Origin of the sequence: Ruoffia tabacinasalis (genome assembly GCF_005864045.1) — a bacterium.
GTDB classification, from domain to species: Bacteria; Bacillota; Bacilli; order Lactobacillales; family Aerococcaceae; genus Ruoffia; species Ruoffia tabacinasalis.
On the sequence record NZ_VBSP01000054.1, the window covers coordinates 1 to 14,620 of the forward strand.

Genomic DNA, 14,620 nt, shown 5'->3' on the forward strand with positions numbered 1-14,620 from the left:
GTTGACCCCATTTCTACTCAAAAGTTGAGTAGAAATGGGGTCATTTAATTATTACTGGTAAACTATTCCGCAGACATTGGTAAATCTTCCCGCAAAGAGTGGTAAAAAGAACCGCACTACTGGTAAAAAACGTCCGCAATACTCAAGTAGTAGCAGTAGCATTTACATTGATATCGATGAGGATTGTATTAGTTACTAGAAGAAAAACTAAAAGGTAGTAATAAACTTTACTAAATTAACAATAAATGAACTCGTAAGCACATTGTGTTGTTTGCGAGTTTTTTTTATGTTTTTATTACATAATACTTAAAACATACTTGATTACTCTATAGGATATAGTAAAGCAAACGAGAATATAATTGCATTTAGTACATGTGGAGGCAAACATAAAACCAAACATAAACACTCACACAAAAGCAGTTTTGGAAAAATTAGTTTTAGATTCGATCCATAACACGCCAGAATTTAGTCAAGAGGTGGTTGTTACTGAGAAGAGTTATTCATTGTCTTCATATGCATACTTGCGCGAACTAAATATTTAAGAGAAGAAATTACCACACAATAACTGGACTTTAGTTAGAAAACCAAAAGCTGAAAATTTCAGTCAGCGAGACTTTATTGATATTTATAACGCATCTAACGGATATGAAGATGTTTTGTGCAGAAGTCACCCATATTATTTAGAGAATAATCACATTTATATTAGTGTGACGTTGACGCCAATTAATGTTAATTGCAAGAACAGTAGAAGGATTAATGGGGGATGTTGTGAGTAAACTTGGAAGTTGAATTCGAAATGATAAAATATCGTTTCTAGAAGGTTATTATGTTGAACGTATCTACTTAACAGGACAATCACAATCGGATATGTATTTAAATACATATGTATATTTCCTCCCTAAGTACATAACTGATATTTGTGAAGGCTTCAGGATGTAGTTGGTGTAGGGTCATTGCGAAAGCTTAATCAAAGTGAAGGATCAAGAGAGCTTTTTCTATTACACCACAGTTCGTTTCGACGGAGTAGTAGACGTCTTTTATCTACGTTCATTCGAAGGTGATATTCAATTACTAGGTAGTTAGGGTGGAATAAGTAAGATATTGAATGAGATTGATGCGGTAGAAGGTTCCATTAGACATTCTGAATTACTTCCTTACAATTGGACAATCAATGGTGTAACTTCATCAGAAAATTTTGACGATTGACCGTGCACGTAATTAAAACACTATTAAAGACAGGCTTGGCAGCTTTAAGGGTGGCTTAAGAAGACCTTATGTTGATGTCTCAATAGCAACTTAACACCCAAATGACATTTCTGATAATGATTAAAAAAATCAAACCGTTGGGAAGGTTACTGGTAGAATGACTTATTTAAACCAAGAACAGTTGAGTGAGCTTAATTCAGGAAAAGAAGATTATTTGTCTAAATTTATAGAGAGTGTCGACAAACAAGTTGATGAAGGTTGGTTACTTGAAGCAGATGCAAACCTAATGGTTGAATTGTCGAAAAAACAAACGAATAAATTATTTAATTAAGATAATAGAATATATATGGCTGTTAACTCACAACTTGAGTTAGTAGCTATTTTTTGCGATATAAATTTTATTTCATAATCATGGGATATGACTTGTAATTATATTTCAAATGTTTATAATAAATTAAAGAAAGCGTTTTACTAATTTGGCGTGTAATTATAGTTAATCAGAAAGGAATGAAAGTGTATGGAGAGAAAAGGAAGTATGTCGGGTGTTATGAAGGCGTTAGGGGTGTTTATGTTAGGTTTGTCACTTCTAATTAATAGCTTGCCAGTAGTGCAGGCTGAAGATGATTTCAAGTTTGGTCTAGAAATGTTGTTGTCTGATCACAAAGATTTACTTGAAGGGAAGCGAGTGGGGCTTGTAACGAATCCTACTGGAATTGACCAGGATTTAAATACATCCGTTGATTTGCTATTTGAAGATTCTGAGATTGAATTAACCGCTTTATATGGTCCAGAATATGGGGTTCGTGCAAATGCTGAAGCGGGGGAGTATGTTGAGTTTTATACGGATCCAGAGACAGAATTACCAGTATATAGTTTATACGGGGGAGACACATAAACCAAGTCCTGAGATGTTGAAAGATGTGGATCTACTCGTTTTTGATATTCAAGATGCAGGGGTAACTTATTATACTTATGTTTGGAAGTTGTATCATATTATGGAAGCGGCCTCTGAAAAAGGGAAGCAAGTGGTCGTGCTTGACCGTCCGAACCCGTTAGGCAGAGATGTAGTTGCTGGTCCAGTGGTTGTTGAAGAAGAACATTCTTCTTTTGTTGGTTTGAAGGACTTGGCGTTAGTTCACGGGATGACTTTTGGGGAGTTGGCACAGTATTTTAATGGTGAATTTGATTTAGGTGTTGACCTAGAAGTGGTTGAAATGCAAGGCTATGACCGAAGTGAATCTTATGCTGAACTAGATATTCCATTCGTGATGCCATCACCCAATATGCCAACAACCGACAGTATAGATGTTTACCCAATTACAGGATTATTTGAGACATTCGTGAATGTTTCCGAAGGTCGAGGCACAACAAAACCATTCCAATTAGTTGGCTCAGACTTTGTGAATGGTAAGGAATACGCCCAAGCATTGAATGACCTTAACTTAAGTGGAGTTAAACTCAGAGCAGCTGCCTTTACTCCCGCTCCTGGACAAAAGCTTGAAGGGAAGCTCGTTGAGGGCGTCGAAGTTTATGTGACAGACCGTGAAGAATATGATCCACTTTATACTGGTCTATCAATGATTCACGTATTGAATAATTTATACCCAGATGAGATTGAGTGGCGTGAAGATCAATGGCTAGCTAAATTAACTGGTAAGTCGTATATTGAAGAGGACTTGAAAGCAGGTCTGCCAGTGGAAGAAATCATCGCAAAATGGGACGAAGAATTATTATCATTTAAATCAACTCGTGAAGAATATCTTATCTACGCAAGTGGTGAAGAATAGACTATATGTGAGCACCTCCTTAGAAATTAATCTAGGGAGGTGTTTTTTACGTAAGGATGCTTTTACTCAAAGGAAGTCGCACTAGGCATAAAATAGATATTTTAGAAAAATAATGGTATCAAATTATAGTTAATTTGTTTGGTGTAAAGGAATTCTACATAGTTCATGATTATAGCGACTAGATAGCCCCAGTTGTTTGGACTTTAGCTCTACCAAGTGCGGAGAAAAGCTATTTCTAATCAGAAGGTGCTCCACCATTACTGGAAGAGATAGGGCGACTTACTTGATATTCTTTTAGCATAATTCTGCCTCAAATAATGTTTAATAACTATATAATTCCAACTATTTGTTAGAAGACATAATAATGAAATAGATAGAAATGATTTCTTATTAATGTAAAATAAGGGGCTTTTATTGAATATTACGTAGTAGCTTGCACTACCATAATGAAATGTCAGCTTGGGGTGGATGATTGAATTGGTCAAGCTGATGTTAGTCTAAATATGGGACATGTTAAATTGGGAGTTTAATGTATACTAAACATAAACCAATTGAATGGATGGAGTGTAAGACAATGAGAAAACAATATGATAAAGAATTTAAAATACACGCAGCAAAGTTAGCCGTCCAAACTGGAAAAGCTGCCACACAAGTAGCTAGAGAATTAGATGTAGCCGAACAAACGCTTCACAACTGTGTCAAAAAATATAAAGAAAGTGAAGACGGTTCAAACTTTATCGGCAGTGGGAACAGCGCACCAGAAGACAAAGCAGTGAAAGACCTTCAAAAGAAATTGCGTGATCTTGAAGAGGAAAACGCAATTTTAAAAAAGGCTATGGGTATCTTCGACAAAGACCAGAAGTAATTTATGACTTCATAGAATAGCACCGACACGAGTTTCGTATTATGAAGAGTTAACCCGCCAAATAAAAGAGTTTTATATTAATTCACGCCCTATTTATGGCAGTCTTAAAATTATGAAAAATTAAATCAAAAAAGAATAAATGTTTCTCAGAAAACAGTAACCCGAATTATGAAAGTGGAGGGAATTCGCTCAAAAACGGTCGAGAAATATAAAGCGCCAACGAATTCCAAACATTCCTTACCGATTTATCCAAATTTACTGAATCAAAAATTTCAAGTGGACACTCCTAGAAAGGTTTGGGTCGGCGATATTACGTATATCCGCACGAATGAAGGCTGGCTATATTTAGCGACCATTATGGATTTATATTCGCGAAGAATACTAGGTTGGCATATGAGCCATCGAATGACAAAAGAGCTAGTCATCGTTGCGCTAAAGCGAGCGATTGGTAGACAAAAACCAACAGAAGGACTGATTCATCATTCAGATCGTGGCAGCCAGTATGCGGCACATGAATACCAAAGAATTCTGCGTAAGCACAACATGATTACGAGCATGAGCCGCAAAGGAAACTGTTACGATAAGGCCAGCAAGCGAAGCGCGTTAGTTTCAAATTAAAGATTTTGGAATATCTCAATTTAATTTGTACAATTTCTTGACATAGTATCAGTTCTCTCTTCCCAGTTGATTGTCATCTAATATCAATGATAATTTTTGATTATCCCTTGACTCATATAAAAAATATTTATATAATGAATTTGAAGAGTGCATAACAATATGAACGGCAATCGTATGATAGTCTATGAAGGTTTTTTCAATACTAATTAATCAAAAGGGAGGAGGCTGTAGTATTCTTAAATGTTTTTTTTTTGACTATCTGTCATTGAAAAGTCTCGAATTTGATTCGAGTATTTTTTTAAAGTAACTTGTAAACCATTGAACTATCCTCTAGAGTGGCATTCAGTTAATCAAAATAATTTATAAAGGAGTAAAACATATGAAGTTTATTAATAAATCAAGTCTTGTCTTTACAGTATTATTATTAATGCTAGCCGTGTTGATGTCAGTAATACCTTCTCAATCTGTCGATGCTAAAGTGTTTGAAGGGATTGGACAAGGAAAGCATGGGGATGTAAAAGTAGAAGTGACGGTTGAAGATGAAAAGATTCAATCGATTGAGGTGCTTGATAGTCAGGAGAATGAAGTGCTCGCTGAACCGGTGTATCAATCACTAAGTGACGCCATTATTGAGACTAATTCTGTAGAAGTGGATGTTGTATCAGGATCAACAGCGACAAGTGAAGGATTTTTACAAGCTGTGCAAGATGCGATCGAAAAGTCAGGTATCTCACTTACTACAATAGAAAAAGGTAATACTGAAGAGTCGAGAGAAATTGAAGAAGAAACTTATGATATTGTCATTATTGGAGCTGGTGGTGCAGGACTAAGTGCATCTATTGAAGCAGCTGAAGCTGGGAAGTCAGTCTTGTTACTAGAAAAAATGCCTGCAGTAGGAGGTAATACTCTTATTAGTGGGGGCGAAATGAATGCACCGGGTAATTGGGTTCAAGAGAAATTAGGTATTTCTGAAAAGGATAGTGTTGAATTATATTATCAGGATACATTTGAAGGTGGGAATGAAAAGGGAGACCCTGAAATTATTCAAGTTTTAGCTGAAAATGCTTTAGCTTCAGCGGAGTGGCTGAAAGACCATGTAGGGGTAGAATTTTATGAAGATCAGCTTTTCCAATTCGGAGGACACAGTGTTGAGCGTGCATTAATTCCTCTTGGGCACACTGGTCAGGAGTTAGTAATAAAATTAAAGAATAAGGCTGATGAGGTAGGTGTGGCTACTTATCTTGATACTAAAGCTACAAAACTGATCCAAGACGAAAATAATAAAGTCGTTGGTGTTGAAGCAACTCATAATAATGGAACGGATTATAAATTCCATGCTAATGATGGTGTAATTATAACAAGTGGAGGTTTTGGTGCGAATGTTGAAATGCGTGAAGAAGCCAATTCTGAATATGGCGAGGAATATTTAAGTACAGTTTCAGTCGGATCAACCGGGGATGGGTTAACAATGGCAGAAGAAGTTGGAGCTGCTCTAACCAATATGGAAAATATTCAAACATACCCGGTCTCTAACCCTGAAACAGGTATGATTTCATTACTCGCTGATACTCGATTTGATGGAGCTATTCTTATAAATCAGGAAGGTCAACGGTTTGTTGAAGAATTAGAACGTAGAGATGTGATTTCTAAAGCTATCTTAGATCAAACCGGTTCTTACGCCTACCAATTATGGAATGATGAGCTAGACCAAATTTCTCAATCTAAAGAGCTTCATGAGGCAGAATACAATGAGTTGTTAGAGTCAGAACTACTTGTTGTAGGTGATTCAATTGAAGAAGTAGCAGAACATTTTGATATTGATTCAGAAGCGCTTAAACAGACCGTAGAAAAGGTAAATCAATATGCTGAGGATGGCAAAGATCCAGATTTCAATCATCGTTCAGGACTTCACTCGTTAGAAAAGGGTAAATATTATCTGATGAAATGTAAACCGTCTGTACATCATACAATGGGTGGAGTAGTTATTAATACACAAGCTCAAGTATTAGATACAGAGGGGAATGTCATCGAAGGGCTTTATGCTGCAGGTGAAGCAACAGGCGTTGTGCATGGTGAGAATCGCTTAGGTGGCAATGCTATCTCAGATGTAATTACTTTCGGGCGTATTGCTGGGCAAGAAATTGCGAAATAATTGAAGTAGAAATATAAAAGAGAAATAACAATTGAAAGCAGGGAATCCGTTACTGATAGTAACGGATTTCCTGCTTATTTATTATTTAATTACTATACAAAATTTTGTTCATTAGCTAATTACAGAAATCTAACCCCATTTTCTACAATACTTATAATCTGGTCTGATTTTATGCATCAACAAAATTCCCTTTGCTTATTCCCCCTAAAAAGTTATTATTAATTACAAATATCTTTTTGAAAGTAAGTGTTTATATGCAGTATAGAGATATAAGTATTGAGCAGTTTGATGTTAGTCTAAATATGGGACACGTTAAATTGGGAGTTTAATGTATACTAAACATACACCAATTGAACGGATGGAGTGTAAGACAATGAGAAAACAACATAATAAAGAATTTAAAATACACGCAGCAAAGTTAGTCGTCCAAACTGGAAAAGCTGTCGCGCAAGTAGCTAGAGAATTAGATGTAGCCGAACAAACGCTTCACAACTGGGTCAAAAAATTTAAAGAAAGTGAAGACGGTTCAAACTTTATCGGCAGTGGGAACAGCGCACCAGAAGACAAAGCAGTGAAAGACCTTCAAAAGAAATTGCGTGATCTTGAAGAGGAAAACGCAATTTTAAAAAAGGGTATGGACTTCTTCGCCAAAGACCAGAAGTAATTTATGACTTCATAGAACAGCACCGACACGAGTTTCGTGTTGTGAAGATGTGACAAGTTTTAGTTGTTTCCAAAAGTGGCTATTACCATTGGTGTAAGCGTGAAAAAAGTAACCAACAACTGTGCTGTGAAGAGTTAACCCGCGAGATTAAGAAATTTGAACATAATTATGATATGTTGTCTAATTCTCAAAAATATGCTCTAGTGATGTCAATTAATTTCTTAAAATCATCTGTTCAGCTATTAATCAACCCTTTATTGGGCTTACAATCCATTGTGCCACCAGAGTATTTTAGAAAGCTTGTCTTACTTGAGGAAGCGAATAATTTTGGAGGCTTAAGTATAGATGAGATATATTGTCATCAAGACTTAATCATTTACTTAGCGAATCTTCTCTATGATATTAATCTCAACGAACAAGATATAAAAGTCTTCTGGAAGAATCTGATAAGTAATAAAGAAAATCAGGAGAATTTTAATATTAGTAAAAGTATTGATGGTAATAAGTTGATGGCTGTTGTTACCTCTCTTATTACATCGGCGAAGAATGAAAATAGTCAAAAAAACTAAAAATAGTTAAGGCTTATTGCCGTTTAATTTGTTATACTAAATTGACTGTTATTTCAATTTAAACACGATAAACTAATTATTGGAGGTAGCGATATGGATGATAAAAAGTTGACGGAAGAAGAAAAAGTTTTGAAAGATGAGTCAACTGTTGGGGATAACAAGGAACGAAGTAATTCTTCACCAAAGTGGTTGAATGCATTTAAGTCGTTGAATCTTTTTTCTCTTACTGCATTAGTGATTGGTGTACTTGTTCTTCTATTAGGTATAGGAGTTTATGCTATAACAAGTGGTGATGAAGAAGAAGGTCCAACTATTGATAGTAATTTAATACAACATCAGATTGAAACGGTATCAGAGTTGACTACGACTAAGTATCACTACACTAATGCTGGCGCATTCGAGAACCAGAACACATTTTACGGTTGGAACGTTCCTTTCACTAAGAAGAATTTTATCTTAACGTATTCAGGTATTATCCATGCTGGGATTGACATGGAAGCTGTGAATGTTGATGTGAGAGATGCAGAAATTTACATTGATATCCCGGATTCTCAAATTCTGTCTCATGAACTAGATGAAGTATCTTTCAAAGTGTTGGACGAAGAGAACTCAATCTTCAACCCAATTAAGGTTGAAGACTATCAAGCCTTCGCTATTGAGCAAGAGAAAGTGGTCGAAGAACAAGCCACTGCTAACGGCCTATTAGAAGAAGCTAACAAACAAGCTCAACAAGCAATTATGACAGTCTTGAAAATTAACCCAGAGATTGAGGATGGAAATTACACAATCGTTTTCCAATAGATATTAAAAATACAACCAGTTTTCTACTGTAATGTAGGAAGCTGGTTTTTGATTTGCCTAAAAACACCCATCATTGTCATAATATTAAAGTGGAGTATAATAACTAGTTATAGAACGAAGGGAGGAGAATTACGATGAAACAATTAATCAATACTTTCATGGTGGTTGTGATTTTAATCAGCGTCATCTTCCCTACCGCAATCAGTGCGAAAGTCACAGAAGAGACCTTAGGCTGCAAAATACTCGCCGAGAGTCAGAACAAAAGCGAGCTTATTAATGTCAGGGATTTCAGTGTGATTGATGGCGATACGGCTGATTTTATCTTGGATTGAGCAGAGGAACCATCTATAAAAGCACGATTCTTGCTCATTGATGCGTCAGAGATGCAGAACAAACCTTATGCAAAAGAGGCGAAGAATAGGGTGCGCGCCTTGCTCAAGAGGCTGACCTCATCCAAATCGAGTATGAAGGGCCAACCAAAGATAAGTATCAAAGGGACCTAGTCCATATCAGGGTTGATGGCATCTTGCTTCAAAAGATTCTTGTCACTGAGGCTTAGCTATCGCTCGCTATATCAATGGCTACCTCCCTAACAGTCAGTATGTCCAAGCAATCTACCAAGCCCAAGACTACGCTGCTAAGAATAAGTTGAAATTATGGAGTACGGGTGATTCAGAATACCTGTCGAAAGCAGAAGGATTAAGTGTTCCTTATGAAGATGAAGGAGCTAGTGGTAATAGTAGTTCGGCTGGTTTTGTGGGGGATGACGCTAGTGTGAGTGAAGGTGTATATTTTCATTTGTCAATTTAAGCTAGAAATAATTTAACCCAGACACATTCTCAAGAAAGACCTCCAACGGGGTCTTATAATTTAAAGATTTTCTAGGAATCTTATTCCTACGAATGGCGACCGAAGAAATAAACGCTTGGTTCACTTCATTGAAGTCCATTTGTTTAGGTAATCCATCTTTACGCAAGAGCCCATTCGAATGTTCGTTGAGGCCACGTTGAGAGGGACAGCCCGGATCTGCAAAGAAAACAGAAATATCCTGTTGATTGCTTAAACTTTTCCAGTTGGAAAATTCCTTGCCACAGTCAAACGTTATCGACTTAAAAAGATTCTTGGGTAGCTGTTTAAACCAGTTGGTCAAGGTGACCTCGATGTCTTCGGACTTCCGGCCGGGTGTCTTTAAAGCAATGATTAACTTAGACGCTCTTTCCGCAAAGGTGATCACGGCACTCTTATGGTTTTTACCGATGATGGTATCACCTTCTAAATGACCAAATTCTTTGTGGTAAGAAGGATAAGCTTGTTTATTGATGAACTTAATAGTGACCTCAAGTCAAGTCATCGCAGAGCGCCTAGGGGAAGAGAAAAAGAGATAGTAAAATCCTGGCTCAACAAACAGGTGCAAAACACTGAAGTGTAGCCGTATTTCCCGCATTTCACACAATGACTTAATGTTGACCTTTAGAAAAGTGATTTAATAACTTTTCTAAGAGTTTTTACTCGAGGCTCTATTTAGCGAGGAACAGAGTCTCTTGAAGCACAACGAGACGTTATTAAACTCGACGATATTAAGTCGCCAGCTGTGATGGCATAGATTCATCCACTTACAGGGCAATCACAAGTTTAATATTTTTGTGAATTCTAGTCATAAACTTTCGCCAAGCCTTGACCTATGTCAAGAACAATAGGATTAGTATGTGCTATAATGGGGGTATCAAATAAGTAAAGGAGAATGTGGGATGACGGATTATCAACAACTTTATGAGACAAGTGCAGTGAATACGGGTGGTCGTGATGGTGTGAGTTACTTAGCGGATGGGACGTATGAGGTGAAGATTACGACACCTAAAGATATGGGTGGTTCGGGTGAAGGTCAGAATCCTGAGCAGTTATTCGCCTTAGGTTACGGTGCGTGTTTCCACGGAGCTTTAGAATTGGTGAAGGGTAAGCATAAGGTTAAGAATGCGTCGCAAGTTCTTCATACAGTACGTCTTTACAAGAAGCCGGATGCGGCGGATTTTAAGTTAGAAGTTGAGATTCAAGTGGGAATTCAAGACTTTGATCGCGAAGAGACGCAGAAGTTAGCGGATGAGGCACATACTGTATGCCCTTATTCTAAGGCTGTTGCTGGGAATATCGATGTCTTCGTTAAAGCAGTAGATTATGATGCGAGCCAAGAAAAATAATTAGTATTAGATTAAATGAGCCAGGGCGAATATGTTCTGGCTTTTTTTATTTTTATGCAAAAAAGAGTAAAAGTCGGTAGCTTTACCTTATAATGAGAGGAGATAAATCATTAGTGAGAGGATGAGTATATGGATTTTTCCAATTATCATTATTGTATAAGCACGATTCCCCTGTTCCAAACATTGACACGTGATCAGATTGAGAAGATTCAAGCTCAGATTCAAGTTAAGAAGTTTAAGGCAGGGCAATATTTATACCAGGCGGGTGATGATTCAGATACGTTGTATCTACTTCAGAAGGGTCTTGTGCAAATATATCGCTTATCTGCGTCGGGAAAGGAGCAGTATATTCGTCAATTAGAGGCGGGCGACTTCATTGGAGAATCCGGATTGTTCAGCCACCGGCAAATAAACCGCTATGTCAAGGCGGAGGAGCCAACAACGGTCTGCAGTATTCAGCGCGATGTCTTCAAAGATGTCTTGCTTCAAAATCCAGAGATTGCTATAGAATTACTGGAAGAGTTATCCAACCGCCTGAACGAATCCGAACAGCAAACCACTTGGATAACTTCAGAAAGCACGTCCCACCGCCTAGCGGCTTACTTGTTAGAAGCATACAACCAACAAGAAAGCTTATCAATTGAGATCCCTTCAACCAAAAAACAACTCGCATCCTTCCTAGGAATGTCTCCAGAAAGCTTCAGCAGAAGTTTGACGAAGTTGACCAAGGCAGGGATAGTCCGCCAACCCAAACCGAATGTGATTGAGATATTGGAATTGGGGAGGTTGGAGGAGTGATGGGGGAACTACGATATATGATTTGAAGTTATCGAAAAATGGAGTATAAAGTTCTTTTCAATTATTATTTGCTAGCTAAGATTAAATACACCGTAGATTGTAAAATTAAGCTAGACAAATAAAAAAGTCATTTATGATACACTCAAACTATACTTCCACCACGAAGAATAGGAGTGATCATAAATGACCTACTCCCATCTTACCACGGATGAATTAGTAATGATAGAATCTTATTATCATCAAAATATTTCTGTTGCGATGATTGCTGAACGCTTAAGGCGTTCACGTCAGCCCATTTATAACGTTATTAATTTCTTGAAACAAGGTAACTCAGCAATTGATTACTACAAACGCTATAAAGTATATAAAAAGCGTTGCGGTAGACATAAAATCATTTTGCCTAAAAAGCAACAGAAGTATATTAAAGAAAAAGTTGCTCAAGGATGGACGCCAGACGTCAACATTGGACGTTTTGAACAGCCAATCAGTTGTTCAATGAGAACCTTATATCGTCGATTTAAAGATGGCACCTTTGATATCACAACACTCCCTATGAAAGGCAAGTGAAAGCCAAACGGAGACCAAGAACGACGAGGAAAACAAGCGTTCAAACGAAACATCTCTGAAAGAGAAAAAGACTACCCTCTATTTAAAGATGAGTTTGGTCACATTGAAGGTGATACAATCGTTGGTGCTCATCATAAAAGTGCCATCATCACACTGGTGGAACGTCTATCTAAAGCCATCATCACCTTAAAGCCTAAAGGCAGAAAAGCAAGTGACATTGAAACAACGTTAACAGAGTGGTTTCAATCCAGCCCTAGAAACTTGTTTAAATCTTTTACCTTTGATAACGGAAAAGAATTTAGTAACTGGAAGGTGTTGTCCAACAAACATGACGTCTCGATCTACTTCGCAGATCCAGGAACACCATCACAGCGTGGTTTAAATGAACATTCAAATGGTCTATTTAGAAACGATGGCTTGCCAAAGGAAATGGACTTCAATAAAGTCGAGCAGTTATTTGTGTCTGCAGTAGCTGACAAGAGAAATCAAATACCTAGAAAATCATTAAATTATCAAACGCCTTTGGAAGTATTTTCAAGTTACATTAATGACTCGCATTTGTCTAGCTTATATTGACAATTCAAAATGTCAAAAAAAACAGTCATCGTAGCATGCGCATCATCAATGATTACATCCACAGTAGCATCGAATAGAATACGTGAGATTGCAAGTGAGAATGGATTACCTGAGCCACGTATCTTACAACTAAAATTTTCTGAAGTACAAAATGCTTTAGAAACAAATGATGTTGATTTTATTGTGCCAACTGGGAAACTTCAAGAAAATGTAACAAAAGGAATTAAAGTTATTTCCGGTACTCCTTTCGTTACAGGTGTGAATGAAGAAAAAACTAGTTTACAAGTTTTAGAAGCATTAAAAGAAAATTAAATACTAGATAAGAAGAAAATACGATGGGAATAGTAGTTGATGGGTTAAATTGGATTGTCCAATTAGGGCCGATGGTCATGATGCCGATAATTATCTTAGTTTTAGGCTTAGTGTTTCGAGTTAAGACTAAAGTTTTAGTTAAATCTGCTTTAACAATTGGTGTAGGTTTTGCTGGGGTAAACATCGTAATTAACTGGTTTGTTGCTCAGGTAGGTCCATCTGTACAAGCAATGGTTTCAAACTGGGGTATTCAAACGAGTATTATGGATGTTGGTTGGCCAGCGCGTGCAGCTGCAACTTGGGCTTTTCCATTAGCTGCAGTTATGATATTTATAGTATTAGGGGTAAACATCTTAATGTTACTATTAAAACAAACTAATACTGTTATGGTAGATTTTTGGAGTTACAATCATTATATTTTTATAGCAGCATTAGTTTACTATGCAACAGGCAAAAATATCGCTTTAGCTTTGATTGCTGGAGCCTTAGATGCTGCTATTAGTTTAAAACTAGCTGATTGGACTACTCCGTTAGTTGAAGATTATTTTGAATTAGAAGGAGTGAACTTCCCAACTGCTAACTCTGTTGGTTGGGCACCTATTGCTTGGTTTTTAAATAAAATTTGGGATGTTATACCTGGAATAAAAAATATAGATATACAACCCGAAAAAATTCAAAAACGTTTTGGATTCGTAGGTGAACCTCTATTTATGGGCTTCATTATTGGTTCAATCATCGGATTATTATCTGGAGGATCTATAGGTAATACATTAATTGTGGGAATGAGTACGGCTGCAACAATGTTGTTAACACCTAAAATGATGCAAATTCTTATGGACGGTTTAATACCATTCGCTAATTCAATTAAAAAAATACTAAAAGAAAAATTTCCAAGTAGTAACTTTACGATAGGAGTCGACGCAGCGTTAACAGTTGCTAACTCTAATGTTATTGCTACAGGTATAATAATGGTTCCTATTACTCTAGTTTTAGCAGCTGTTGTACCTGGCAACAAATTATTACCAATTTCTGATATTGCTTATCAAGCAATGTGGTTATCTGCTTGGCCAGTTGCATTTTCTAAAGGAAATATATTCCGTGGCATATTATCAACATCAATTATTACAGTTGTAGTTTTATTAATTGCTACTAACTTAGCAGATGTGCACACTCAACTTGCAATAGCAGGTGGGTTCCAACTACCTGAAGGAATGACAGCAATATCTACCGAAGATGCTGGTACGCATGTTATTGGGTATATTATTACAAAAGTAATTGAATTCTTTAACAATATCTTTTAAAAATTTGATTTGTCAAATTAAGCTAGACAAAACTGTTTCATCTAAGTAACTCAAAAATACTTCCAACGGTGTTCGGTAGTGTAAGGATTTCCGTGGAATCGTGTTCCGTTTGTGTGCAATCGATGACACAAAACTTTGGTCTACTTGATTAAAGTCCATTCCTTTTGGCAGTCCGTCTCTGCGTAATAAACCATTGGAATTCTCATTCA

General features: G+C 36.8%; 13 protein-coding genes and 7 pseudogenes. 18 read left to right on the forward strand and 2 right to left on the reverse strand.

The features are described 5' to 3' along the window. Nucleotides 1–566 precede the first annotated feature (566 nt). The 13 genes and pseudogenes from FEZ33_RS13075 to FEZ33_RS12515 form a co-directional block, all read left to right on the forward strand. A pseudogene (locus tag FEZ33_RS13075) lies at nt 567–776 on the forward strand (alpha/beta hydrolase domain-containing protein); the annotation flags it as partial. 28 nt (nt 777–804) lie between these two features. Continuing rightward, on the forward strand, nt 805–939 hold the full coding sequence (locus FEZ33_RS13080; protein ID WP_438943019.1) for an alpha/beta hydrolase domain-containing protein: 135 nt from the start codon (nt 805–807) through the stop codon (nt 937–939). 415 nt (nt 940–1,354) lie between these two features. Continuing rightward, a pseudogene (locus tag FEZ33_RS12510) lies at nt 1,355–1,537 on the forward strand (alpha/beta hydrolase domain-containing protein); the annotation flags it as partial. 312 nt (nt 1,538–1,849) lie between these two features. After that, nucleotides 1,850–2,441 (forward strand): annotated as a pseudogene (locus tag FEZ33_RS13090) (exo-beta-N-acetylmuramidase NamZ family protein); the annotation flags it as partial. Nucleotides 2,442–2,489: 48 nt separating this feature from the next. Then, nucleotides 2,490–2,993, forward strand: coding sequence for a DUF1343 domain-containing protein (locus FEZ33_RS13095; RefSeq protein ID WP_500139250.1), 504 nt, complete (start codon nt 2,490–2,492; stop codon nt 2,991–2,993). Nucleotides 2,994–3,567: 574 nt separating this feature from the next. Further along, a complete protein-coding gene (locus FEZ33_RS10655; protein ID WP_171031379.1) occupies nt 3,568–3,858 on the forward strand; it encodes a transposase in 291 nt (96 codons plus the stop codon). Between the two features lie 126 nt (nt 3,859–3,984). Then, a pseudogene (locus FEZ33_RS10660) lies at nt 3,985–4,476 on the forward strand (IS3 family transposase); the annotation flags it as partial. Nucleotides 4,477–4,855: 379 nt separating this feature from the next. Beyond that, the gene (locus FEZ33_RS10665; RefSeq protein WP_138405370.1) at nt 4,856–6,628 is read left to right on the forward strand and encodes a flavocytochrome c; all 1,773 of its coding nucleotides are present in this window, start codon (nt 4,856–4,858) and stop codon (nt 6,626–6,628) included. Nucleotides 6,629–7,001: 373 nt separating this feature from the next. Then, nucleotides 7,002–7,292, forward strand: a complete 291-nt coding sequence (locus FEZ33_RS10670) for a transposase (RefSeq protein WP_171031380.1) — start codon at nt 7,002–7,004, stop codon at nt 7,290–7,292. A 206-nt stretch (nt 7,293–7,498) separates the two neighbouring features. After that, nucleotides 7,499–7,861, forward strand: a complete 363-nt coding sequence (locus FEZ33_RS10675; protein ID WP_171031381.1) for a hypothetical protein — start codon at nt 7,499–7,501, stop codon at nt 7,859–7,861. Between the two features lie 93 nt (nt 7,862–7,954). Continuing rightward, nucleotides 7,955–8,662 carry a DUF4230 domain-containing protein gene (locus tag FEZ33_RS10680; protein ID WP_138405373.1) on the forward strand — a complete coding sequence of 236 codons (708 nt, stop codon included), beginning with the start codon at nt 7,955–7,957 and terminating at the stop codon, nt 8,660–8,662. 134 nt (nt 8,663–8,796) lie between these two features. Next, on the forward strand, nt 8,797–8,994 hold the full coding sequence (locus FEZ33_RS10685; RefSeq protein ID WP_138405374.1) for a hypothetical protein: 198 nt from the start codon (nt 8,797–8,799) through the stop codon (nt 8,992–8,994). 316 nt (nt 8,995–9,310) lie between these two features. Further along, entirely contained in the window at nt 9,311–9,472 is a 162-nt protein-coding gene (locus tag FEZ33_RS12515) for a hypothetical protein (protein ID WP_171031382.1), read from the forward strand. 1 nt (nt 9,473) lies between these two features. Here the strand turns inward: FEZ33_RS12515 and FEZ33_RS10690 are convergent. Then, a pseudogene (locus FEZ33_RS10690) lies at nt 9,474–9,968 on the reverse strand (IS30 family transposase); the annotation flags it as partial. 442 nt (nt 9,969–10,410) lie between these two features. On the opposite strand from FEZ33_RS10690, the gene FEZ33_RS10695 reads away from it, so the two are divergent. The 5 genes and pseudogenes from FEZ33_RS10695 (at nt 10,411) to FEZ33_RS10715 (ending at nt 14,411) form a co-directional block, all read left to right on the forward strand. After that, nucleotides 10,411–10,857, forward strand: a complete 447-nt coding sequence (locus FEZ33_RS10695) for an organic hydroperoxide resistance protein (protein ID WP_138405375.1) — start codon at nt 10,411–10,413, stop codon at nt 10,855–10,857. A 129-nt stretch (nt 10,858–10,986) separates the two neighbouring features. Then, entirely contained in the window at nt 10,987–11,655 is a 669-nt protein-coding gene (locus tag FEZ33_RS10700) for a Crp/Fnr family transcriptional regulator (protein WP_138405376.1), read from the forward strand. Nucleotides 11,656–11,838: 183 nt separating this feature from the next. Then, nucleotides 11,839–12,798, forward strand: a pseudogene (locus FEZ33_RS10705) (IS30 family transposase). A gap of 9 nt (nt 12,799–12,807) precedes the next feature. Beyond that, nucleotides 12,808–13,110, forward strand: a complete 303-nt coding sequence (locus FEZ33_RS10710; RefSeq protein WP_138405377.1) for a PTS sugar transporter subunit IIB — start codon at nt 12,808–12,810, stop codon at nt 13,108–13,110. Nucleotides 13,111–13,133: 23 nt separating this feature from the next. After that, on the forward strand, nt 13,134–14,411 hold the full coding sequence (locus FEZ33_RS10715; RefSeq protein WP_138405378.1) for a PTS galactitol transporter subunit IIC: 1,278 nt from the start codon (nt 13,134–13,136) through the stop codon (nt 14,409–14,411). A gap of 12 nt (nt 14,412–14,423) precedes the next feature. Here FEZ33_RS10715 and FEZ33_RS10720 read toward each other — a convergent pair. Next, nucleotides 14,424–14,620, reverse strand: a pseudogene (locus FEZ33_RS10720) (IS30 family transposase); the annotation flags it as partial.